At 67.4% G+C, this 22,830-nt stretch carries 18 protein-coding genes; 10 read left to right on the forward strand and 8 right to left on the reverse strand.

Annotated elements, in window-relative coordinates; genetic code table 11:
• Positions 1-32 precede the first annotated feature (32 nt).
• Entirely contained in the window at positions 33-1,058 is a 1,026-nt protein-coding gene (gene nadA, locus FJ386_07645) for a quinolinate synthase NadA (protein ID MBM3876575.1), read from the forward strand.
• On the opposite strand, the gene FJ386_07650 is transcribed toward nadA, so the two are convergent.
• A complete protein-coding gene (locus FJ386_07650; protein MBM3876576.1) occupies positions 1,003-2,907 on the reverse strand; it encodes a squalene--hopene cyclase in 1,905 nt (634 codons plus the stop codon). The genes nadA and FJ386_07650 overlap by 56 nt on opposite strands.
• 128 nt (positions 2,908-3,035) lie before the next feature.
• Here FJ386_07650 and FJ386_07655 point away from each other — a divergent pair, with 128 nt between their 5' ends.
• On the forward strand, positions 3,036-3,350 hold the full coding sequence (locus FJ386_07655; protein ID MBM3876577.1) for a glycoside hydrolase family 13: 315 nt from the start codon (positions 3,036-3,038) through the stop codon (positions 3,348-3,350).
• Between the two features lie 310 nt (positions 3,351-3,660).
• Here FJ386_07655 and FJ386_07660 read toward each other — a convergent pair whose 3' ends face one another.
• Entirely contained in the window at positions 3,661-4,494 is an 834-nt protein-coding gene (locus tag FJ386_07660) for a response regulator transcription factor (GenBank protein MBM3876578.1), read from the reverse strand.
• Between the two features lie 137 nt (positions 4,495-4,631).
• Here FJ386_07660 and FJ386_07665 point away from each other — a divergent pair, with 137 nt between their 5' ends.
• Both FJ386_07665 and FJ386_07670 read left to right on the forward strand, forming a co-directional pair.
• Positions 4,632-5,237, forward strand: a complete 606-nt coding sequence (locus FJ386_07665; GenBank protein MBM3876579.1) for a hypothetical protein — start codon at positions 4,632-4,634, stop codon at positions 5,235-5,237.
• Between the two features lie 33 nt (positions 5,238-5,270).
• The gene (locus tag FJ386_07670) at positions 5,271-5,645 is read left to right on the forward strand and encodes a hypothetical protein (protein ID MBM3876580.1); all 375 of its coding nucleotides are present in this window, start codon (positions 5,271-5,273) and stop codon (positions 5,643-5,645) included.
• Here the strand turns inward: FJ386_07670 and FJ386_07675 are convergent.
• The 6 genes from FJ386_07675 to FJ386_07700 are packed head-to-tail and all read right to left on the reverse strand — an operon-like array spanning position 5,596 to position 15,341.
• A complete protein-coding gene (locus tag FJ386_07675) occupies positions 5,596-8,727 on the reverse strand; it encodes a hypothetical protein (GenBank protein ID MBM3876581.1) in 3,132 nt (1,043 codons plus the stop codon). The two genes, FJ386_07670 and FJ386_07675, sit on opposite strands and share 50 nt — an antisense overlap.
• Positions 8,728-8,740: 13 nt before the next feature.
• Positions 8,741-10,558, reverse strand: a complete 1,818-nt coding sequence (locus FJ386_07680) for a DUF4340 domain-containing protein (GenBank protein ID MBM3876582.1) — start codon at positions 10,556-10,558, stop codon at positions 8,741-8,743.
• Positions 10,559-10,563: 5 nt separating this feature from the next.
• Positions 10,564-12,048 carry a hypothetical protein gene (locus tag FJ386_07685; GenBank protein ID MBM3876583.1) on the reverse strand — a complete coding sequence of 495 codons (1,485 nt, stop codon included), beginning with the start codon at positions 12,046-12,048 and terminating at the stop codon, positions 10,564-10,566.
• A gap of 5 nt (positions 12,049-12,053) precedes the next feature.
• Entirely contained in the window at positions 12,054-12,806 is a 753-nt protein-coding gene (locus FJ386_07690; GenBank protein MBM3876584.1) for a hypothetical protein, read from the reverse strand.
• Positions 12,806-13,756 (reverse strand): ATP-binding cassette domain-containing protein, encoded by a 951-nt coding sequence (locus FJ386_07695; protein ID MBM3876585.1) that lies wholly within the window; start codon positions 13,754-13,756, stop codon positions 12,806-12,808. Before FJ386_07695 ends, FJ386_07690 begins: the two co-directional genes overlap by 1 nt.
• A gap of 25 nt (positions 13,757-13,781) precedes the next feature.
• Positions 13,782-15,341: a PDZ domain-containing protein gene (locus tag FJ386_07700; protein MBM3876586.1), complete on the reverse strand. Its 1,560-nt coding sequence runs from the start codon at positions 15,339-15,341 to the stop codon at positions 13,782-13,784.
• Here FJ386_07700 and FJ386_07705 point away from each other — a divergent pair.
• The 6 genes from FJ386_07705 to FJ386_07730 all read left to right on the forward strand — a co-directional run.
• Positions 15,340-16,851, forward strand: a complete 1,512-nt coding sequence (locus tag FJ386_07705) for a DUF2851 family protein (GenBank protein ID MBM3876587.1) — start codon at positions 15,340-15,342, stop codon at positions 16,849-16,851. The two genes, FJ386_07700 and FJ386_07705, sit on opposite strands and share 2 nt — an antisense overlap.
• A gap of 46 nt (positions 16,852-16,897) precedes the next feature.
• Positions 16,898-17,338 (forward strand): response regulator, encoded by a 441-nt coding sequence (locus FJ386_07710; GenBank protein MBM3876588.1) that lies wholly within the window; start codon positions 16,898-16,900, stop codon positions 17,336-17,338.
• A gap of 110 nt (positions 17,339-17,448) precedes the next feature.
• On the forward strand, positions 17,449-20,238 hold the full coding sequence (locus FJ386_07715) for a DUF1553 domain-containing protein (GenBank protein ID MBM3876589.1): 2,790 nt from the start codon (positions 17,449-17,451) through the stop codon (positions 20,236-20,238).
• Between the two features lie 30 nt (positions 20,239-20,268).
• Positions 20,269-21,087, forward strand: a complete 819-nt coding sequence (locus FJ386_07720; GenBank protein MBM3876590.1) for a twin-arginine translocation signal domain-containing protein — start codon at positions 20,269-20,271, stop codon at positions 21,085-21,087.
• A gap of 18 nt (positions 21,088-21,105) precedes the next feature.
• Entirely contained in the window at positions 21,106-22,572 is a 1,467-nt protein-coding gene (locus tag FJ386_07725; GenBank protein ID MBM3876591.1) for a DUF1501 domain-containing protein, read from the forward strand.
• Positions 22,569-22,830 (forward strand): S-layer protein (locus tag FJ386_07730; GenBank protein ID MBM3876592.1); only part of this gene is annotated, 262 nt, incomplete at its 3' end. The genes FJ386_07725 and FJ386_07730, both read left to right, overlap by 4 nt.

Below are 22,830 nucleotides of genomic sequence, written 5' to 3' on the forward strand. Positions count from 1 at the left end.
GCTCCCGCGGCCGGACACTAACTTGCGCCACGATGATTGACTTGAACGAAGTCCAGCCGCTGCGAACCGGCGCGCCCTCCGTCCGGAAGGGCATGCCGCGCGCGCAGTTTGACCCGATGGCGGAGGAGATTCGCGAGCTCAAGCGCCGGCTCAACGCCGTCATCCTCGCGCACAACTATCAGGTCCCCGAGATTCAGGATGTGGCGGATTACGTCGGCGATTCGCTCGGCCTCTCGCAGCAGGCCGCTGCCACGAGCGCGGACGTGATCGTGTTCTGCGGCGTCCATTTCATGGCGGAGACGGCGAAGATTTTGAACCCCGGCAAGATCGTGGTGCTGCCGGACAAGGACGCGGGGTGCTCGCTCGAGGAAAGCTGCCCGGCACCGGAGCTGGCCAGGTTGCAGGCGACCAACCCGAACTTCTACACCATCGCCTACATCAACTGCTCCGCCGCCGTGAAGGCATTGACCGACTGCATCTGCACCAGCGGCAATGCGGTGAAGATCGTCAATGCCGCGCCGAAGGATCGCGACCTGCTATTCGTGCCGGATGAAAACCTCGGCGCGTGGGTGATGGAGCAGACGGGCCGGCCGATGACGTTGTGGCGCGGCAACTGTTACGCGCACGTCGAGTTCCGCCGCGACCAGGTACTCCGCGCGCGCGCGTCGTGGCCGGACGCGAAAATCGTGGTGCATCCCGAGAGCCTGCGCGAGGTGCGCGAGCTGGCCGACGCGGTGTGCTCGACCGAGAAAATGATCACATGGTGCAGACAGAGCCCGGCCAAGCGGTTCGTCATCGTCACCGAGTCGGGCATCCTGCACCGCATGCAGAAGGAATGCCCGGACAAGGAATTCTTCTGCGCGCCGGTGTTCGATGTGATGCGGATGCCGACGGACCACTGCCGGTGCAGTGAGTGCAAATTCATGAAGCTGAACACGCTCGCGAAGGTGCGCGACTGCATGAAGAACCTTGCGCCGAGGCTGGAACTGCCCGCGGAAATCCTCACGCGCGCCCGGGCGCCGATCGAGCGGATGCTGGAGATTTCGGCTGCGCCGTAGCCGCGCCCAACGGCGCTCGCGCCGCGCGTTCCAGCGCCCCCACGGTGAAAATGAGCGGGTAGAGGCGCTCGAAATACCAGAGCTTCGCGAAGTAGAAACCGATGGGCGAAGGCTGCGTCCACGAACCATTTTCGATCCGCGTGACGAGCCACTCGACGCCGCGCGCGACCTCAGCTTCGTGCGACGGGAACGGGGCGAGCGAGTCGACGGCAAGCGCGGTTTCCTCGACGGACGGCGGGCCGCCGTGTCCACCGCCCCAACTGCCGTCACGGTTCTGAATCGATCCCAGCCACGCGCCTGCGCGTTCCCGCATCCCGGATACTCCGGGGAATTCCCGGTCGTCCAGCGGCTCGAGCCCTTGCAGCACGCGGGACGTGCCGTAGGTCGGGTTCTCGTCGTCGCGCGAGTGCTGGTTGCCAAACCAGAGCGGCAGCCACGAGCCATCGGCGCGTTGCGCTCGTTCGAGGTAGCCGAGTCCACGCGATATCGCACGCGTCATTCGCGCGGCCAGGGAGTCGGGCAGCGCGGCGCGCCAAGCCGCCCATGCGCGCAGGGCGTGCGCCGTGAGGTCCGGGCTGCTGCGGTCGAAGGGCAGATTCGTCCAGCCGCGGCAAAAGGTCGGGATGCCGCCGTCGGAGTTCTGAAGACCGAGCAGCCAGCGCGTGCCGAGGTCCGCCGCGGCGAGAGTCGGCGCGTGCGGCGTTTCGCCCGTCTGGATGGCGGAAAGATTTGCGAGCGCGAGCAGCGCGCCCGCGGTGTCGTCGGCGTCCGGCACGCCGCCGGGCAGGTCGGTCCAAGCCCAGCCCCCCGGCGCGGCGTGCGTGTAAGGATGCTCCACGCGGTATTGCTGGCTCAGGAGCCACTGCACGACTTGCGCGCGTTCCGACACATCAAGCACGGGCGCGCCGCCCGCAGCGAGGGCGTTCACGGCGAGTGTCGTCACCCACGTGGCGAGGTTCGTGTCAATCGGCCAGCTTCCATCCCCGCGCGCGGATGCGAGCAGAAATGCGACGGCGTTGCGCGTGACCGGATGGTTTGCGTTGCCACTCGCCGCAAGGCTCATCGCGACAAAGCTCGTCAGCGGCGTGGCTTCGAGGAAACCGCCGCTCGCGGGCTGGATTTCGGCGAGCGTGCGAAGCGTCCGGGCGCGGGCCGCGTTTCGAATCCCGCGCGTGAGCGGGTTGCGCGGCGGCAAGTGGTGATGGCGCGCCTGCCCGATGGCGATGAGCGCGGGGAGCGCGTAGCTCACGACCGGCAGCCGCAACGCCGCGAAAAGCTGACGCGGCGCGGCGGCGAGTTCGAAGGGCAGCGGAAGCACCGAACGCCACGCGCCCGCGCCCGGGCCGAGCCGGCCGGCCAGGGCGCACATCGTGAGAATGGGCACGGAAAACGTGCGGTCCTTTCCGTAGCGGGCGGTGATGGCTTCGACAAGCCGCTGGATGTCGAGCGCCGCGCCGCCGCTGCTGTGCCCGGCGAGCCAGCGTTCGGCGCGTTGCACGCTGGCTCTGAGGCGCACTTCCCCGCCGGGCACGACGGCGAACGCCGCCCAGCCGAGCGCGGTGGTGCTGATGTTGCTGAGACTCTGGACGGTGTCGCCCCAACCGCCATCGGGGTTTTGATGCTCGGCCAGCCAGTCTAGTCCGCGTCCCAGCAAGCGCGGCGAGATTCGCGCGATGGCGTCGCCCGATTCGCGGGTGACGAGCGCGAGCGCCGTGACCGCTGTGGCGGTGGAGAGGGCACTCGCGGACAGTTCGCCGGTCCAATGATCGTCCTGCGCTCGGGCGTCAAGCAGGGCGCGACGGGCGGTCGCGAGCGCCGCGCGGAGGCGCGTGCATGCGGAACGGCTCATGCGGCGTGGATTTCTGGATTGCGCCCGACGACTGAGTCTGGTCTTTTCTCGCCCGAAAAGTCCGCGGCCGGGCGGTTCCGCCACGCAGACTGAAACTTGCAGAAGGTTCGAATCATCGTTTTTGAGTCATGAGTTCATTTTTTGAACGCCCGGACACCAAGGGCAGGTATTCGGGCAAGAACAACACGCGGTGGATGAGTTTCATCTGCAACGCGCCGGCGGCGCAATCGGTGTCCGTGGTCGGCGACTTCAACGATTGGGATGCCGCGGCAAACCCGATGGAGCGTCAGGTGGACGGCAACTGGACCGCAATGGCGCAACTGAACCACGGGCATCATCTTTACGTGTTCATGGTGGATGGCAAGCCGGTGCTCGACCCGCGAGCGCAAGGTGTCGGGCGCAATGGGAAGAACGAGCGCGTCTCGCTGGTGCTGGTCAGCTGATCAAGCACCCGGGCTGGAGTCCGCGTGGCCCAAGGCGGGTGTGGCGGGTTGTGTTAGGGCATTGTAAATTCCCAAGAATGGCGTTGACAAAGCCGACTCGGGTCCTAGCTTACCCTTACTTTTTGGCTCAGGTTTTTGATTCGGGTGGCAGCACGTTTCTTCAGAGGGGTTCCCCACCCCCACCTCCTTGGCGTCTGCTGCCCGAATCGCTCTTGGGCACTTTAGTGCCGGATTGGGCGGGCTCCGCGGAGTCCGCCCTTTTCTTTCTCCCGCTGGATTCTGGGTGCGCCGGAGGTCGGTCCGTCGTCACTCAGGCGAGCTTGGGGGCGGGGGAAGCACCGGGTGTCGGGGCTGCGGGCTGTGCGCCAGCCTCTGGCATTGCTGCGGGTGCGGATTTGAGGGACTCGCACTCCGGGCAGGTGAAATGGTGCCGATTCACGTCCTCCTCGCCGAAGCTGATGGAGACTTTGAGCTTGTGCCAGTTGCCGTCGAGGTCGCGGATCTTCTTGCAGGATTCGCACCGTGGGACGAATTGGAGCGCCTGCCCGAGAAGCCGGAGCGCGGTTTCATACTGCGCAAGTTGCCGGCGCAGTTCCGCCTGCACCTTTGCGGCGCGCGCGCCGGCCAAAATCCGGGCGCGAAGCTCATCGGGATGGAACGGCTTGCTGAGAAAATCATCCGCTCCCGCCCCGAGGCCCTCGACAATCTGCGCCTTGCCGGACTTTGCCGTGAGAATGAGGATGTGCAGCGTGGAACTGTGGAGTTTTGACCGGATTTTCCGGCAAAGCTCGAACCCGTTCATGCCTTGGAGCATGTAGTCCACCACGGCCACACGGATCTCATCGTCGTGCACGAGGATGTCGAATGCCTTGTCGGCCTCGGACGCGGTCACCGTCCGGAATCCCCACTGGTCCAGCATGGTCTCGAGCTTGCCGAGCATGCCGGGGTCGTCGTCCAACAGGAGGACCTTCGGCCGGTCAGGAACGGTCACAATTGCCATGGTCAGGATTCGGTTGTGTGCTGACGGACGGCCCGCCCGCCCGGGGACGCACAAGCCCGCCTGCGCATCCCGTCGACGCCTGAAGCCGGGGTTGGCGGGCGATTGCCGCGCACGACCATGCGCGGGGGGCGCGGGTGCATCCATCGCCGCCGCATCAAACCCGCGAAAGGTTCGAGCTTCCCCCCCTCCGCGTCAATCACGGAACGAATCCGCCCGCGCTCGCGTTTTCGCACGCTGATGCTTGCGTCCGCAGGGGAGCTTCGGCCAACTTTCGGCTCACGATGCACTGGTCATTCTCTGCGCTCGACGACCTGCCCGGACTCGTCTGGCGCGCGCTCGAAGAAGCCGCCGCCGCCGCCGAGCATCCGCTCCGCACCGCGGCCTTCGGGACTGCCACCCAGTTCGATGCCTCGATGCGCACGGTCGTGCTCCGGTCGGTCGACACGGCCAGGCGCCAGCTTGCCTGCCACTCGGATGTCCGCACCGCCAAAGTCCAGCACCTGCGGCTCAATCCCAACGTCCAGTGGCTCTTCCACGATGCCGCCGCCCGCGTTCAACTGCGCATCACGGCCCTTGCCATGACGCATCATGTCGACGCGATCGCCGAGGCGGCGTGGAAGTCCGTGCCGGTCACGAACCGGCCCAACTACTGTTCCCGCCATCCGCCCGGCACGGCGATCGCCGCGCCCGAACTTGCCCTGCCCGCCGAGTGGCGCGAGCGGGTCCCAACTCCCGACGAGACCGCGCGCGGATTCGACAACTTTGCCGTCCTCGTCACGACCGTGGAGCACATGGACTGGCTTCAACTCGGCGCGGATGGAAGACACCGGCGCGCGGGGTTCACATGGACTGGCACCCGCTTCTCGGGCGTGTGGCTTGCGCCGTGAACCGGGCCCGGCGTCGCGCCCGCGGCGATTCAGATGGCGTCGCCCGTCGCGCGGCTCATCGAGGACGAACTGGAATCCGGCGCGCACGCGCAACGCCCGTCGTTCAAATATTGGGACAGGGGCGGCATGTCGACCATCGGCCGCTCGGCGGCCGTTGCGCAGGCGGGCCCGATGGAACTGACAGGCTTCCCCGCGTGGCTCGCGTGGACCGGGATTCACCTGCTGTTCCTCGTCGGGTTCCGCAACAAGGCCGCGGCGCTCTTGCGGTGGGTTTACAGCCATTTCACCTGCAAGCGCGGCGCGCGCATCATCATGGGATTCCCGGAACGACATCGGGACACGGGAACCCGCGCGGCAGTCACTTCTTCTTCGGCGGCGGCTTCGACGAATCGTCCAACCCTGGAATGAGCTGCTTCAACGTGTGGAATGGCCGCAGAGGGAGCAGCAGGAACTTCGGCACGTAAGTCGGCTCGCCCTCGGGCCGCGAGAGCGTGCCGGTCACCTTGTATTCGAACACCTTCGTCAACGGCGTGGTGATGAAACTCAGCAGCGGCCCGACGAGAAACGCGTCACGAAACAACTCCGCCTCCACGCGCGCGTTCACACGCGATTCGAAGTCGATCGTGCCGTCGTAGTGCAGCCGGGCGGGCGGCGACCGGATTTCCAGGTCGGTGGTGCGGACGACGCTGTTGGTGATGGTGAAGTTCGCGGTCGCCTCGCGGGCGCGGCTCGCCCCGAGGCCGGGCACGATCGCGTTGAGCACCGGCGAAAAAATGCCGACCAGCGGCACGTCCCACAACAGGCCGTTGGTCAGCCGCGCGCTGCCGAACCCCTGCCAGCTCTTGAAATCTTCCGTGCGCCCGGAGGTCACGCTCAACACGCCGCTGAGCGTCCCCTCGAGCCGGTTCGTCGGCGTCGAGACATCCGCGACCAGCGCCCGCAAGTCCGCGCCCGCGGTGACCATCGAGAAGCGAAAGTCCGCGCCGTCGTCGCGGGTGAAGTCAAACGCCGCGTCGCCCCGCAACTCGCCGCCGTAGAATCTCCCGGTCACGTTGGTGAGCACGAGCGTGTTCGTGACCCAGTGTATCCCGCCGCGGATGTCCGGCAGGTTGAAGCGCTGCCACGCGAAGGGCCCGCCGCTGATCTCGAAGTGCAGGTCGGTCGTCTCGCCGTCCCGGAGGGGCAGCGAGCCGTTCACCCGCGCCACGGGCGGCTTCCCGAACCGATACGGCGCGAGGTGCTGCGCCGTCTTCGGGCCGATGGCCCGCGCCACGGGCATCGGGTCGAGCGTGCTGTGGACGTTGGTGAGGAAGAGCCGCTGCGCCCGCAGGTCCACGACGCCGAGCGGCACCGTGGCGAGCCCCGCGCCGCGTGTGATGCGCGCGTCGGTGACACGAAAGACCTCGTTCGTGAATTGCACCGCGGCGGTGAAGCTTCCGCACTCCTCGCCGCGGAGGATGAAGTTCGTCACCGCCACGCGCACGTCGAGTCCCACGCGGTCGCGCGCAAGCCAGCACCCGCGCACTTCGCCCTCGATGCGCGGCGGCACCGTGAATCGCAGGTCGTCCAGCACGCGGCGCTGCCCGTCATCCTCGAGCAACGGCCGCACCGCGCGCGGATCGATCGCCGCGTGGCCGCGGAACCGGTAGTCCCGCGTCCGCAGCACCTCGGTGTAGGAGAACTCGGCGCGCCCCTCGGGCCGCTGCACGGCGAGGTTCGGCAGGTGCAGCACTTCGTTCGAGAGCGTCACGTCGGTGCGGACCGCGGTGAACGGCACGGTGCGATACGAGCCGCGGCCGCCCGCGACGTTGCCGGCGAGCGTCAGCGTGGGCAGCACGTCGGCCTTCCAGTCCGGTGCCTTGTTCGTCCACGCCGGCAGCGTGACGGCGGCCTCGACGCTCACGCGCGGTGGCGTGTCGAACTGGTATTGCGCGAGGAACCGCCTCGTGCCCGGATCGACCAGCGGGGCGAGTTTCCAGAAGTCGAAACTCGCGTGACGCGCCTTCGCGGTCAGCCGGCGCGTCTCGGTGTCCAGTGATGCGCTGCCATCGAGCCTGCCGTCGTAAAGTTTGGTGGAGAGGCTCTTGATTTCCAACTGCGGCTGGCGCCACGAGCCGTCGGCATGGAGGTTTGCCAGGGCGAGGTTCGTGGCGGTGACATTGGTGGCTTGGACGGTCCACTGCACATTCCACGCCGCAGGATCAGCCCACTTGAACATGACAGGGTTCGTGGCGGAGCCGGTGTAATGGCGGTAAACGCCAATCTCCGCGTGATCCGCGGAGGCCCACCTCGATTTCGGAGAACGAAGGGTCAGGTCGGTCATCGCGCCGGCAAACGACTTGAAGTCGGGCGACACCGTGAGCAGCACGGCGGCGTTTCCAGAGGCCGCCTCGCCCCAAGTTGTTTTCAGTTCCTCGGCGTTCAGCGAAATCTCGGAGCTTGCCCCATGGGCCTTCAAGAGCGACGAGACGACCAGATGCAAGGCTCGGGCCGAAGCGTCCGCCGACCGGACATTCTCGGACTTCAAATTCAGGACGACGGAGCTGGCGTGATTCGTTCCGAATTGATGGTGATCCGTAAGATAGCCGTGAAGCTCGAGTTCGCCTTGTCCCATCCGGACTGGGCCCGCGGCGAACTCGGCAAACCGCGTGGTCGCCTCCGCGCGGACCGGCGAATTGGTGCCGTAGCTTCGGCGGGCCCAGCCTTCGACGTGCAGCCCGCGCGCCGAGCCCCACGGCGATTTCACGCCGGAGGTGGCGAGCTTCACGCGCGCGTCGAAGCCGCCGCCGTCCCGCGCGTCCGCGCGCACGTCGAGCGCGAGCTCGGGCTGTGACTCGAACTGAATGCGGTCCATCTCGTCGAGTCCGCGACGCAGGAGCGAGGCACCGCGGCCCGTGGAGACGCCGGGGTCCGCGGACGCCGCGCGCGCGCGCAACCGGCTCGCGTGCGTCACGGCGCCGCCGAGCGTGACGGGGAAGTCGTTCAACCGTCCGGTGAACTTCTCGAGTTCCCAGGTTTCGTTGGGCAGGAAGCGAAGTTCCGTGGTGATGCCCGCGGCGACGAGTTCGCGCGGGGGTTCGTTCGACACCGCCACGGGCCACACGAGGCGTCCCTCGCGCACGGCGATCGAGGGCACCTTGATCTGCCGCCGCCGCAACGCGTCGGGGTCGAGCCGGATTTCCATCTCCGCGATGAAGAGGCTCGCGCCTTTCATCCGGGCCGGTGCGGCGACGGTGAGTTTTTCGGCGACGATGCCGCGATACCAGCGGAGGCGGACGCGCTCGAACTCGATGTCCAGCCCGCGCGCGTGCAACTCGGCTTGCAGCCGGCGCTTGGCGAAGCCGGGCAGGCCAATCTGGTTCAGGTAGATGAACCCCGCCACGCCGCCGAGCACGAGCAGCAGGCACGCGATGCGAAGCCGGCGGAAGAGCCGGCGCGCGATGAGCCAGCCGCGTTTCGCCTCACGCCCGGTTGCGCGTTCCTCGGTCATCGCAGGGGGCGCCTCACTCGGGGACGACGAGGTATCGCTGGATGAACCCGGCGTAGAGCGTGGTGGGGAAGATGAACAGCACGGGCTGGCCGTCGAGCGTCACGGCGGCGAGCGGGCCCTTCGGCGTCATCGGGCCAAAGGCGAGCGACTGCAGGCGTTCCTGCCCGTTGACGAGCAGGATCACATTGACCTTGTAGGCCTTGGCCGCGAATCCGCGCGCGATGAGCTGCTGCGTGCCGCGCGCAAACCACGAGTCGACGCGCAGGGTGCCGAGCCGGTGCGCGGTCTCCTCGATCGCCGCGCTGATGTTTGGATCGAGGGCTTCACCGTCGGCCTTCCACTGCTGGGCGGAGACGCGCTGGAGCTTGCGCTCGCGGCCCTGGAACGTGACTTCGAGCCTGGCGACCTGCGCGGTCGTGAAGTCCCAGACCTGCCGGTCGCGGACCTTCCACAACTCCAGCGGCGTGCGTTCGAGGTCCTGCATGCGGACGGTGTAGACAAAGTTTTCATCGTGGCGCCGGGCGAACACGCGGTCGGTGCGGGCGGCGCCCTCCATTTCGTTGAGACCGAAATCCACCGCGGCAACGAGCGCGTTGGCCGGCGTGCCGGCGGCATTCGTGGTCGAGCGCAGGAGGGCCACGCGGCGCTGCGGCGGGTCGAGGCCGAAGACTTTGAAATCCGTGACGACTTCCTTCGCGAGCGAGATGGCTTCGAGCGAGGCGAGGCGCGCGAGAAGGGACTCGATGGCCTCGGTGTCGGCGGCGAGATTGGTCGGCGAGAGGATTCGCCACGAGTGGTTGGTCTGCCGTTGCGCGAGGAAACCGTCCGGACCCGTGACTTCGAGCGTGTCGAAGCTCGTCGGCGCGAGGCTGTCCACCATGTGGGCGTCGCACCATTCCCAGTAGGGCGCGCGGAGCTTGTCGAGGAGCGGGCGGGGGACGAGGACGATGTTGGTGTGCGCAAGCCGGCGCGCGAAGAGCAGGTCGGGCGCGTTCGTGGGGCCGAGGCCGAACTGGACCCCGAGCACGTCGTTGGTGCCGCGGGAAAAGGCGAGTTCGGCTTGCGGCGTGGCGAGACCGAAGGGTTCGAGGTCGGCCTTCGGGTCGTCGGTGACGAAGGCCTGCACGGCCCACTCCTGCAAATCCCTCAGCAACTGCGTGACGAGCGGGGTGTCGGCGCGCTTGGCGGGCGGCGGGCTGGTGATCCGCCAGAGGCCGTTGGTCGCGTCGCGCTCGAACACCAGGTCGCGCGTGCCGGAGCGGAGCCGCAAGCGGTCGAACGCGCCCGGGCCGAGGCTCAGCAACCGGCGGTCGCGCCAGTCATCGGGGGAGCGCGGGAGAATTTCGAGCAGCGCGGCGTCGAGCGCCGCGACGCCGGTGTCGCCGCCGGCTTGCACGTAGACCTGGTTGCCCACGGGCGAGCGGTTGCCGACGCGCAGCTCGTGCGTCGTGCCCCCGGCCCGGAACTTGAACACGGCCTGCGGGGTGGCGAGTCCGAATTCCGCGGCGGACTTCACCTGCGCGGCGGGGATGAGCGCCTGCGGCTTGATGCGCGCGCACACGTCGAGCAGCCCCTCGATCGGAATGGCGTGCGCCGGGTAGCGGATGGGCGCGGAGAGCGACCACATGCCGTTGGAGCGCGCGGCGCGGAGCGAGAGGTTGGTGCGGGTGAACTCGACGGCCGTCACGTCGGCCGGCCGGAGGTTGCGGAAAAGCCGCGGGATCTCGGCGGCGGCGGGGTCCGCGCCGGAGTCGCGGAACTCGAACATGAGGATGAAGGCCGCGAGGAGCGCGGCGACCAGCAGGAGCGCCTTGGTTTGGGTCGTGTTCACGCGGGTCAATGTCTCCGGCGGATGAAGACGAGCCAGCCCCAGAACAGCACGGCGCCGGGCATCGCGCCGAGGACGATCCAGCGCACGCGGGCCAGCGCGTCGTCGGACAGGTTGAACTTGAACTCGCGGATGGACTGCGGGGCGATGCCGAGCATGTTCGAGCGGTCGAGCAGCCAGTTGACGGCGTTCCACGCGAAGTCGCGGTTGGCCGCGCTCGTGATCATCTGGTTGTCGAGGAAGAACGAATCGCCCGCGACGACCAGCCGCGTGGACCCGGAGGCGCGGGACTCGCCCTTGACGCCGAGCTTCTCGACGGCGACCGCAAGCGGAATGACGCCGCGCCGGTCGCGCAGCGGGTCGCGCCGCAGGCCGTTGCGATAGTCGACAATGGCCTCGCCGCCCTCGGTGGTGCTGAAGAGCGTGTGAATCTGCGGCGCGTCGGAGATGGTGGGGTAATCCTTGAGCCGCTCGACGACGCGCGGCATGGCGAGTTGCAGCGGCAGCGCGGCGAGCGAGAGCGGGCGGACGATGTCATGGCTCGAATAGTTGCCGATGAGGATCGAGGCGTCCGAACGGAGGGTCATGCGGTCGGTCACGTGGCGGTCGAGCGATTGCACGCCCCAGCGTTCCAGAAGCGCCTCGAGGCCGGTGTTCGCCGCATAGTGGTGCAGCACGAGGAGTCGTCCGCCCTGACCGAGGTAGCGGTGGAGTTTTTCCAGTTCGACGGGCTCGAACGGGAGCTTCGGCCCGGCGACAATCACCAGGTTGATGTCCGTGGGAATGTCATTGGTGCCGCCGAGGATCATGCGGACGGCCTCGACGTTGTTCTCGTTGAGCAGCGTGAGGAGGCGGCCGTAGCCGGTGTCGTTGACGCCGTCGCCGGGGTCGTGTTCGCCGTGGCCGACCGAAAACGCGGCGCGCAGGGGCGTGCGGTCGCCGAGGGTGATCAGCGCGGAGGTGAAGTGCTGCTCGCCGTTGAAGGACTTGCGCCTGACTTCGCGGCCCTTGCCGCTGACGACGTCGCTCATGTCGTAGTTCGACAGGTCGGACGCGCGCACGATCTTGGTCTTGCCGCCGGCGTCGAAGATGACGAGGTCCTTGGAGGAGGGCGGGAGTTTGTAGGTGGCCTTGACGAGTTCGGCCTTGCCGGGCTCGATCGCGTAGTTCACGGAGTCGAGGACGATGCGCGGGTTGCGCAGGCTGTATTCCTTGAGCAGGCCGCTGACGTGGCTGTAGAGCGGGTCCTCGGGGTCGAAGTAGATGGTGACCTTCACCTGGTTTGTCAGGCTGCGGAGAACGTGCTGGGTCGAGGTGGCGAGCACGTATTTGCGTTCGCCCGAGAGCGCATGGCGCCTGAAATGCCGTGCGGAAAGGAAGTTCACCATCACGATGATGGCGACCATGACGACGATGCCGAGCAGGACGTTGAAGCCCGCGCCGAAGCGGCGGCTCAACGAGAAGCTGGGGCGCGATGGGGAGTCTTCAGTCATTCGCGTCACTTCCAACGCCGGCTTTCCACGGCCTTCAACGTGAAGAACAAGAACAGCGTCGTGAGGCTGAGGTAGTAGGTGACGTGCCGTGTGTCCACGATGCCGCGCGTGAAGTCCCGCATGTGGTCAATCATCGACATGTGGTCGAACACGGCTTTTTGCCAGCCGGGCTTGGGCTGGAGAATCACGCCGAGGTAGCCGATGAGGAACAGCCCGAGGCCGAGCGCGAAGGTGTTCATCGCCGCGATGATCTGGCTGCGCGTGAGCGCGGAGGCCATGCAGCCGAGCGCGATGTAGACCGACCCGTAGAGCAGCATCCCGATGAAGGTTCCCGCGAGCGCCCCGACATCCACCTGCCCGAACCCGGGCGTGTAATGCTTGAGCAGCACGGGATAGAGCAGCACCGGCGTCCATGTCGCGAGATAGAACAGCAGCGCGCCGGAGAACTTCGCGAGCACGACCTGCAAGTCGCCGACGGGCGCGGTCATGAGCGTTTCGTATGTGCCGGTGAGTTTTTCGAGCGCGAAGGTCCGCATCGTGATGACCGGCGGCGCGAGCAGCAGCACGAGCCAGCAGAGGCCGTTGTTGTAGAACGCCTCCGTCACCGGCATGTCGAACGACTGGCCGTTGAGCGCCTTCAGCACGATCCACAGGCTCATGCCCAGCAGGAATTGCACCCCGGCGATGATCACGTAGCCCGTCGGCGAGGCGAAGCTCGCGCCCAGTTCGCGCCGGACCAGTGTGGCAAACACGCGCATCAGAATCCCTCCTCTTCCGGCTCGGCGCGCGTGACGTGCACGAAGATATCCTCGAGTGAATGACGGCTGCGCGTCAGCTCGCGCAACGCCCACCCGCGCTGGCGCGCGAGGTCGAACACCTGCGGGCGGATGTCCACGCCTTCGCGCGGCGTGAGCGCGCAGCGTTGATACTCGCCGTCCGCGGGCGAGATGTCGAAGTGCTGGATTTCCGCCGTGGCTTCCCAGGCGAGGCGCAAGTCGGCGGCGGGCGCGGCGATTTCGGCGATGACCTGGTTGCCGCCGCCCATCCTCTTCTGGAGATTCTCGACCGTGTCCGCGGCGAAGATGCGGCCCTCCTTGATGATGATGACGCGGTTGCAGGTCATCTCGACCTCCGGGAGGATGTGCGTGGAGATGAGCACGGTGCGCTCCCTGCCGAGGTCCTTCACGAGCTGGCGCACGGTGCGAATCTGGTGCGGGTCCAGGCCGATCGTTGGTTCGTCGAGGATGACCAGTTCGGGCTCGTGCACGAGGGCATCGGCAATGCCGACGCGCTGGCGGTAGCCTTTCGAGAGATGGCCGATGACCTTGCGGGTGACCTCGCCGAGGCCGCATTGGTCGAGCACGGTGTCCACGCGGTCGCGGCTGCGCGCGGCGCCGAGTCCCTTGAGCCGCGCGCGGAACTTGAGGTATTCGCGCACGCGCATGTCGAGGTAGAGCGGGTTGTTCTCCGGCATGTAGCCGATGCGGCGGCGCACTTCCAGCGCCTGCGTGTAAACATCGAATCCCGCCACGCGCGCCGAGCCGCTCGTGGCCGGCATGAAGCACGAGAGGATGCGCATGGTCGTGGACTTGCCCGCGCCGTTGCGGCCGAGGAAGCCGACGACCTCGCCGCGGCCGACCGTGAAGGTCAGGTCCTGCACCGCGGTCACGCCGGCAAACCTCTTGGTGAGGTGCTCGACTTCGATCATCGGTGCGGCGGCGCTCATGCGGGCGTCATCGGACGGTAAGCTCGATCGCGCGCGTCATCGTCTGGACGAAGTTGCCGCGCTGCACCTGGATGAGCAGGTCGAGGCGGACGCGGTCGCCGGCTTTGCGCGGGCTCACGAGCTTGGCGGCTTCGACAACGTCGGACGTGGCGAGATTGTCCACGCCGCGCAAGATCATGCCGGGCTTGAGTCCCGCGCGGTCGGCGGCCGTGCCGGCCTCGACGTCCTTGATGATCAGCCCGGCTTTCGGATTGAGCCCGAGCTGGTCGGCGCGCGCGGGCGTGAGTTCCTCGACGCCGAAGCCGAGGCGCTTCTGCACGAGCGCGGAGTTGAAGTGGGACTCCAGCTTCACGAAACGGATGGTGACGTCGCGCGGCTCGCCGCCGCGCCGGATGCCGAGCGTCACGTCGCCCTTGGAGCCCTCCTCGGTCAGCGTGAGCAACGCGTCGAAGAAACTCCGCGGCGTGTGGTTCTGGATGCGGAGCAACTGGTCCCCGACGCGCAGGCCGGCCTTGTCGGCGGGGCTCTCGGGCTGGACGTCCATCACGGACACGGGTTGCGAGCCGGGACGGAATCGCGCGCCGAACCAGAGCCGCTTGTTGGTGACCTCGGGGACGATGAGTTCGCTGATGGCGGCGACGATTCGCTTGGCGGGGATGGCGAAGCCGATGCCCTGTCCGGCTTTGAGCACGGCGACGTTCATGCCAAGGATTTCACCGCGCAGGTTGATGAGGGGGCCGCCGCTGTTGCCGGGGTTGATCGAGGCGTCGGTTTGCAGCCAGTCGGCGGGCCGCAAGGGCTGGTCGTCGAGCGGCGCGCGCCGCGGTCCCGAACTGAGGATGCCGCGGCTCACGCTGCCGCCGAGCCCGAACGGGTTTCCGAGCGCGATCACGGTCTCGCCAAGCAGCAGGTCGTCGTCGCCGGCAAACTTCACCGCGGGGAACTTCTCGCCGGCGGGCGCGCGGAGCTTGAGCAGCGCGACGTCGCTCTTGCGCGTGCCGGTCTCGAGCTTCGCCTGCAAAATGCGCCCGTCATGGAGGCGCACCCAGATTTCGTCCGCGTCCTCGACCACATGCGCGTTGGTGAGAATCCAGCCGTCCTCGTCGATGATCACGCCCGAGCCGGCGCTCTCGGCGGGCGGGAGTTCCTGCGTGAAGGGAATCCAGTTGTCGCGGAACCAGTCGATCGCGTAGCCGCGGCGCTCGCGCCTGGTCTTGGTGCCGATGTTGACGACGCCCGGCATCACTTTCTCCACGGCGGCGACGGTGGCGTCGCGGCGGATGTCCGGTTGCGCGGCCGGAACCGGCTGCGCGGGAGCGAGGGCGACTGCGACAAGCAGGGCGCGCCCCGTTGCGACGAGGGCACGGGTCGCGGCGCGGCGGGGTTGGCGAATTGTGCGATGTCCCTTCATGCTGGGAAAGACAGACGGCTGGCTGCGACGTTCAGTTTCCCGCGGCGCTTGGGAGCGTTTACATTCAGCGGTGCCTGGCGCAGCCTTCCCACGGTCATGACGTGGGCGCCAGTGTGCAAAACGACCTTTTGAAAAGCAACCGCAAGTCCAGCGCATGAGCGCATTGCCCGCCCAGTTCTATGCCGGCTGGCGGCAGGCGCAACGCGCCGCCGCGCTTCGCGAGGCCGGCTCCGGCGCGCCGCCCGAGCGACTGCTGCAAGCGGTGTGGGCGCACCAGCGCTTGCTCCGAGCGCGGCTCGTGACGACCGATGGCCGGGCCGTGCGCGTCCTGCATCCGGGATTTTGGAACCGCGGCGCCGGGCCGGATTTTCAACGCGCCATGATCCAACTCGGCGCGGACTCACCGCGCGCGGGCGATGTGGAGATTGACCTCGAGCCCTCCGGCTGGAGAAGCCATTCGCACGAATCCAATCCGGCCTACTCAAATGTCCTGTTGCATGTCGTGTGGCGCGGCACGGGGCGCGGGACGCCGCCGACGCTCGAACTCGAGCGCGTGCTCGACTCGACGCAGGATGAACTCGCGCAATGGCTCGGCGCCGAGGGCAGCCGCGCGACTCCCTCGGCCGTCGCAGGACAGTGCAGCGCGCCGTTGCGAGACCTCGACGAACCGGCCCGCCTCGCGTTGTTCCGCCAGGCGGCGCAAGTGCGCCTTCAATCGAAGGCCGCCGCGCTCCACGCCCGCGCCCGCGAGTCGGGCTGGGAACCCGCGCTGCTCGCGGGGCTGATGTCCACGCTCGGCTACAGGCACAACGTCTGGCCCATGCTTCACCTCGCCGAAATGGCCCCGCTCCTTCGCGGCGCGGGTTCGCGCGTGGACGTTGAACTTCTGCAGGCCCGCCTCCTCGGCGCGGCCGGACTTCTCCCCCCGGAACTGCCGCGCAAGCTCCCCGTCGCGAGCGAATACCTGCGCCGGCTTTGGGACGCCTGGTGGCGCGAGCGCGACGCGCTGGCGGGCGTGACGCTGCCGCGCGCGGCGTGGCGCTTCGCCGGGCTTCGCCCCGCGAACAGACCCGAGCGGCGCCTCGCGCTCGCCGCGCACTGGCTCGTGGAACGGGATTTCGCCGGCCGGGTTCGCGCGTGGTCATCGGCTCCGCACGCCGACCGGGCGCTGGTTCCGACGTTGCTCGCCATCCTTGAAGGCGGACGCGATGACTTCTGGTCGCGCCATGCGACGCTGAATTCCGGTCCGGCGCGCAAGCGCCCGCGACCTGCGGATGCGCCCGGGCCTGCGCTTCACGCCGGACCGCTTGCCGCGCCCCAACCATTGCTCGGCGCCCCGCGGCTTACAGACCTTGCCGTGAACGTGGTGCTGCCGTGGCTCTGGGCCCGGGCGGTCGCCGAGCGCGACGAACCCGCGCGCGCCGAGGCCGAACGACGATTCCACGCATGGCCCGCCGCGGAGGACAACTCGGTGTTGAAGCTCGCGCGCCAGCGGTTGCTCGGCGGCGCTTCCGCCTCGGGCTTTCGCACCGCTTCGACGCAGCAGGGCTTGATGCAAATCGTCCGGGACTTCTGCGACCAGACCGACGCGCTCTGCACCGGCTGCCGTTTTCCGGAACTGGTCCGCGCCCTCCGGCCGGCCGTCGCCGGAAGGGATTTGTTTTGAATCTTCCCCGGTGAATCTGGTTTCGTCTGTCCCACGACCACCACGAATGAGTGACGCAACCCCCACCTGCGGAGACGCATCGAACCGGCGGATTCGCACGATCCTCATGGTGGACGACGATCTGGAGCTGGCGATGATCTACAAGGAGTTGCTCGGCTCGCAGGGTTACACCGTCACCGTCGCGCCGAACGGCGCCGAGGCGCTGAAGATCATCATGAAACAGGATCTCGACGCGATCGTCTGTGACATGCTCATGCCGCACATGGCAGGCGACATGTTCTACCTCGCGGTCGAGCGCGTGAAGCCCAACCTCTGCAAGCGCTTCATCTTCGTCACCGCCTACGATTCCAACCCAAGGATTTCCGAGTTCTTCAAGAAAGTGAAGGCTGTCCCCCTCTACAAGCCGGTCACGCACAGCAAAATGCTCGTCACGCTCAACATCCTCAACCAGCGCCTGCTGGACGAGGAGAAGAATGCGCGGGCCTGAACCGGCTGGGAGCCCTGTCCGGCTCCGCGCGCAGTGCTTGTGCTGAAGCGAGCCACCTCGATTCTTCTGAATCCGCCGGCGATTCGGTCAGTCAGTTTTGCTGCGGATCCATGCAGCGCGCGGCACAGACTTTGACGCTTCCGATACGGCGAGTTCTCCTCGCCGTGCTGGTTCTGGATGCAGCGGGCGCGGCCGCGGCGCCGTCGTCGAAATCCGCGCCGGCTTACGAGACCGACATCCGGCCCATCCTCAAGGCAAACTGTTTCCACTGCCACGGCGAGGGCGACAAGCTCAAGGGTGGCCTTGACTTGCGGTTGCGCCATTTCATCGCCAAGGGCGGCGGGTCCGGTCCGGCCATCGTGCCTGGCAAGCCGGACAAGAGCCTGCTCTTCAAGCAAGTCGCCAGCGGCGAAATGCCGAAGGCCGAGAAGAAGCTCGCTCCGGAACAAATCGCGCTCATCAGCCAGTGGATCGCTGCCGGCGCGAAGACTGAGAAACCCGAACCTGCCTCGCTCGGCGACGGCTACCACTTCACCGAGACGGAGCGGAATTACTGGGCCTTCCAGCGCGTGAAGCGCCCCGTGCCGCCGACGATCCGCAATCCGCCATCGGCCATCCGCAATCCAATCGATGCGTTCCTGCTTGCCAGGCTCGCCGAGAAGAAGCTCGCGTTCTCGCCCGAGGCCGACCGCGCCACGCTCGTGCGCCGCGTTGCGTTCGATCTCACCGGACTCCCGCCGACGCCAGAGGAGATCCAGCGCTTCGCCGTCGGCTCCTTGAAGTCCGCCTCGTCCGACACGTCCGCCTCGTCCTACGAATCCATGCTCGACCACTACCTCGCCTCGCCCCACTACGGCGAGCGCTGGGGCCGCCACTGGCTCGACGTCGCGGGCTATGCCGACTCCGAGGGTTACAACGAGGCCGACCTCGTCCGGCAATGGGCGTGGAAGTATCGCGACTACGTCATCCAGTCGCTCAACAGCGACAAGCCGTTCGATCGGTTCATCCGCGAACAACTCGCGGGCGACGAGATGGTCAAGCCGCCTTACAAAAACCTCGACGCCGACGCCGTCGAAAAGCTCACGGCCACGGGCTTCCTGCGCATGGTCCCCGACGGCACGGCGTCCGCGGGCGTCGAGCAGAAGGCTGCGCGCAACGCCGTCGTCGCCGACGTCATCAAGGTCGTCTCCACGTCGCTGATGGGCCTGACCGTCGGCTGCGCACAGTGCCACGATCATCGTTACGACCCGATACCCCAGGCGGATTACTACCGGTTGCGCGCCGTGTTCGAGCCCGCCCTCGACCCGAAGAACTGGCGCACGCCGCCGGCGCGGCTCGTCTCGCTCCAGCACGACGCCGACCGCGCGAAGGCCGCCGGGATCGAGACGGAAGCCAATGTCATCGAAACCGCGCGCCTCGCGAAACAGGAGGAATTCATCGCCGAGGTGCTCGAGAAGGAACTGCTCAAGCGCCCGGAGGAACTGCGCGCGCCATTGCGGGAAGCCTACAAAACCGCCGCCGCCAAGCGCACCGCCGCGCAGACGAAACTGCTCCGCGACCACCCGACCGTCGGCCAGCTCAGTCCCGGCTCGCTGTATCTTTACGAGCAGAAGAAGGCGGACGAACTCACGAAGATGACCGACGAGGCCAACAAGATTCGCGCGAGGAAACCCGTCGAGGAAATGGTGCCCACGCTCACGGAGCCAGCCGCCGCGAGCAACGTCGTCACCGTCGTCTTCCATCGAGGCGACCCCGACCAGCCGAAGCAAGTCGTGAAGCCCGGCGACCTCACCGTGCTCGCCTCGTGGCGCCCGGTGGACTTGCTTGAGAAAGACCCGGCGCTGCCCTCGACTGGACGCCGGCTCGCCTTCGCCAAGGAGCTCACCGACGGCTCGCATCCCCTCACGGCACGCGTGCTCGTGAACCGCGTGTGGATGCACCACTTCGGCCGCGGCATCGTGGCGAGCGCGGGCGACTTCGGATTGCTCGGCGAGCGCCCGACGCATCCGGAGCTGCTCGACTGGCTCACGAGCGAGTTCGTCGCGCAAGGCTGGAGCCTCAAGCAGCTCCACAAGCTCATCATGACCAGCGCGGCATACCGGCAGCGGGCGGGAAACGCGGAACTCGGACGGCGCAACACCGGGGCCCGGCACGTTTCCACCGCTCCCCATTTGATCGATCCCGACAACCGCCTGCTCTGGCACTTCCCGCTGCGGCGCGTCGAGGCGGAGACGTTGCGCGACGCGATGCTCGCCGTCAGCGGCAAGCTCAACCCCAGGCAGGGCGGAGCGCCCGTGCCCATCATGACCGACGAGACCGGGCAGGTCGTCGTGGGCGTCAACACCGACGACACCGCGGGCCGGCCGAGCGGCCGATTCGTGCCGCTCAACGGCGAGGAATTCCGCCGCAGCCTCTACATTCAGGTGCGCCGCACCAAGCCCGTCGGATTGATGGAGACCTTCGACGCGCCGCGCATGGAGCCGAACTGCGAGTCGCGCAGCGCCTCGACCGTCGCGCCGCAATCGCTTGCGCTGATGAACGGCGAGTTCGCGGTCACACAGTCGAAGTTCTTCGCCGAGCGCGTCGCGAAGGAGGCCGGCGACGCGCCCGAGGCGCAGGTGAAGCGCGCGTGGCTGCTGGCCTTCGCGCGGACGCCGAGCGACGCCGAACTGAAGGACTCGCTCGACTTCCTCGACACGCAGTTGAGCCTCTTCACCAAACAATCCACGGAGAAACCCGCCGAACCCGTTGCGGCCGCGCCCGCCGCGAAAGCGCCCGCGCCAAAAGCTGCCGGGGCGGCGAAAGGCAAGGAACCTCCGCCGGGAGCGCCTGCCGCGCAGGCACTGGCTACGTTCTGCCAGGCATTGCTCACGTCGAACCGCTTTTTGTATGTGGATTGAGTTGAATGCGGTGCGCACGAACCTGAACGAATGAAAGCAACAGCTCCCAGACTCACCCGGCGCAACTTTGTCTCCGCAGCCTCCGTCGCAGGCGCGGCGGCCGCGCTCGGGAGCGCGCGCGGCTTGGGGCAGGAAGCAAAGGCACGCGGCACGGACCTCGCCGACCCCGCGCGTCCCGCGAAGCATGTCCTGCTCATCGTCGGCGAGAACTTCGAGGAGCTCGAATTCGCGGCGTTCACCGGCGTGCTGGCGTGGACGCGCGTTTACAGCTTCAAGGGCACGCCCATCAACGTGACCGTCGCGGGCTTCGACAAGGTGATCGGCGGCATGGGGAGCATGCGCATCGTGCCGGACGTGCTCGTCGGCGAGTTGACCGACAAGGAAATCGAGTCACTCGACGCCGTGGCCATTCCGTGTTCCGTCGGCCCGGGCCGCGGCCGGCGCACGGGCAGGGGCCAGGCGCACCTCGAAAGCAAGCCGGTGCTCGACATCGTGAAGCGCGTCCACGCCAAAGGCGGCGTGATCGCCACGATGTGCTGCTCCCGCGAGACCCTCGCGAAAGCCGGCCTGCTCAAGCCCGAGGACACGCAGTGCCGCTACTGGACGGAGGCGAAAAAGAACGACGCGTCACGCTCGTCCGCCGCCGACGCGCCCATCGTCGTCTCCAACCGCATCATCAGCACGATGGGCCCGGCCGTGTCCTGGCAGTCCGTGATGGTGCTCATCGAGTTGCTGCTCGGCAGGGAACAGGCGGCGGACTTCGTGAAGACCTGCCCGTGGGTGTTCGGCCAGAGGGACGAACTCACGCTCAAGGTTCCTGTTCATCACGTGACAACCACGAAGCGTTGAGCAATCCTTGAGGCGAACATGAAGTCAACCACCTGCAACTCGCGCCGCCACTTCCTCGCGCAATCGGGCTTCGGCCTCGGCTCGGTCGCGCTCGCGTGGCTGCTCAAGCAGGACGGCCTGCTCGCGCAGGACGCCTCCAAGCCCGAGCTGTCGCGCCCCGAGCTCGAACAGAAGCAATTCGACCTGCTGCCCAAGCGCCCGCACTTCGAACCGCGCGCGCGCGCGATGATCTCGATGTTCATGCAGGGCGGGCCGAGCCACATCGACCTGTTCGACCCGAAGCCCGAGCTCGCGAAATACGACGGCCAGAAATTCCCCGGCGAGGTGAAATACGACAACGCCGCGCAGGCCAGCCCACGCGCGCTCGGGTCGCCGTGGAGTTTTTCGAGGCACGGACAGAGCGGCATCGAACTCTCCGAACTCGTGCCCGGACTTGCGGGCATCATTGACGACGTGTGCCTGCTCCGCGGCATGCACACGGGCGTGAACAATCACGGCCAGTCCATCTACGCGCTGCAAAACGGCCGCATCCTCGGCGGCCGGCCGACGCTCGGGAGCTGGCTCGGCTACGCGCTCGGCAGCGAGGCGCGCGACCTGCCGGCGTTCGTGGCGCTGACCGACCCGCGCGGCCTGCCGGTGCTCGGCGTGGACAACTGGACCCACGGCTGGCTGCCCTCGATTTACCAGGGCACCGCGGTGCGCGCGAAGGAGCCGCGCATCCTCAACCTCGACCCGCCGCCGCACCTGCGCGGCGAGGCGCAGCAGAATTACCTGGGCTTCCTCGACAAGTTGAACCGCGAGCATCTCAAGCAGCATCCGGGCGAAAGTGACCTGGAGGCGCGCATCGCCAGCTACGAACTCGCCGCGAAAATGCAGACGGCCGCGAAGGAGGCGCTCGACATCGCCCACGAAAGCGCCGCGACGAAGAAACTCTACGGTGTGGACGACCCGGCCACGCGAGACTTCGGCACACGCTGCCTGCTCGCGCGGCGGCTCATCGAGCGCGGCGTGCGCTTCGTGCAGATTTACACCGGCAACCAGTCGTGGGACCACCACGGCAGCATCCGCTCCGCGCTGCCCGCGGCGTGCACCTATGTGGACAAACCCGCCGCCGCGCTTGTGACGGACCTCAAGTCGCGCGGGTTGCTCGACTCGACCGTCGTCCATTGGGGCGGCGAGATGGGCCGGCTGCCGACGATCCAAAACGACGTGGGCAAGGAGAAGGTCGGCCGCGACCACAACACCTACGGCTTTTCGATGTGGGTCGCCGGCGGCGGCTTCAAGGGAGGGATCACTTACGGTGAGACCGACGAGTTCGGCCACAAGGCGGTGAAGGATGTGGTGAACCACTTCGACTATCACGCGACGCTGCTGCACCTCTTCGGCCTCGACCACGCGAAGCTCACCTTCAAGCGGAACAACACCGAGATGTCGCTCACCGACGGCCAGCCCGGCCGCGTGGTGAACGAAATTCTGCGCGCATGAATCGGCTCGCGTTGTTCTGCGGACTCGGATTCGCCGCGTCGTTCGCTTCAGCCGCCTCCGCGACGGCAACGAAGCCGCCGGCGTCGCCGGATAAGCCGGTCAGCTTCGTCAACGACGTGCTGCCCGTGTTGGGCAAGGCCGGATGCAACGCCGGCACCTGCCACGCGAAGGCCGACGGCAAGGGCGGCTTCAAGCTTTCCGTCTTCGCCTACGACCCGCGCGCGGATTTCTACAACATCACGCGCGCCGCGCGCGGCC

This window comes from Verrucomicrobiota bacterium (assembly GCA_016871675.1).
Lineage (GTDB): Bacteria > Verrucomicrobiota > Verrucomicrobiia > Limisphaerales > VHCN01 > VHCN01.

Coding starts and splice junctions, on each gene's coding strand:
- nadA (MBM3876575.1), top strand. CDS start 33: ATGATTGACTTGAACGAAGTCCAGCCGCTGCGAACCGGCGCGCCCTCC.
- FJ386_07650 (MBM3876576.1), bottom strand. CDS start 2,907: ATGAGCCGTTCCGCATGCACGCGCCTCCGCGCGGCGCTCGCGACCGCC.
- FJ386_07655 (MBM3876577.1), top strand. CDS start 3,036: ATGAGTTCATTTTTTGAACGCCCGGACACCAAGGGCAGGTATTCGGGC.
- FJ386_07660 (MBM3876578.1), bottom strand. CDS start 4,494: ATGGATGCACCCGCGCCCCCCGCGCATGGTCGTGCGCGGCAATCGCCC.
- FJ386_07665 (MBM3876579.1), top strand. CDS start 4,632: ATGCACTGGTCATTCTCTGCGCTCGACGACCTGCCCGGACTCGTCTGG.
- FJ386_07670 (MBM3876580.1), top strand. CDS start 5,271: ATGGCGTCGCCCGTCGCGCGGCTCATCGAGGACGAACTGGAATCCGGC.
- FJ386_07675 (MBM3876581.1), bottom strand. CDS start 8,727: ATGACCGAGGAACGCGCAACCGGGCGTGAGGCGAAACGCGGCTGGCTC.
- FJ386_07685 (MBM3876583.1), bottom strand. CDS start 12,048: ATGACTGAAGACTCCCCATCGCGCCCCAGCTTCTCGTTGAGCCGCCGC.
- FJ386_07690 (MBM3876584.1), bottom strand. CDS start 12,806: ATGCGCGTGTTTGCCACACTGGTCCGGCGCGAACTGGGCGCGAGCTTC.
- FJ386_07695 (MBM3876585.1), bottom strand. CDS start 13,756: ATGATCGAAGTCGAGCACCTCACCAAGAGGTTTGCCGGCGTGACCGCG.
- FJ386_07705 (MBM3876587.1), top strand. CDS start 15,340: ATGAGCGCATTGCCCGCCCAGTTCTATGCCGGCTGGCGGCAGGCGCAA.
- FJ386_07700 (MBM3876586.1), bottom strand. CDS start 15,341: ATGCGCTGGACTTGCGGTTGCTTTTCAAAAGGTCGTTTTGCACACTGG.
- FJ386_07710 (MBM3876588.1), top strand. CDS start 16,898: ATGAGTGACGCAACCCCCACCTGCGGAGACGCATCGAACCGGCGGATT.
- FJ386_07715 (MBM3876589.1), top strand. CDS start 17,449: ATGCAGCGCGCGGCACAGACTTTGACGCTTCCGATACGGCGAGTTCTC.
- FJ386_07720 (MBM3876590.1), top strand. CDS start 20,269: ATGAAAGCAACAGCTCCCAGACTCACCCGGCGCAACTTTGTCTCCGCA.
- FJ386_07725 (MBM3876591.1), top strand. CDS start 21,106: ATGAAGTCAACCACCTGCAACTCGCGCCGCCACTTCCTCGCGCAATCG.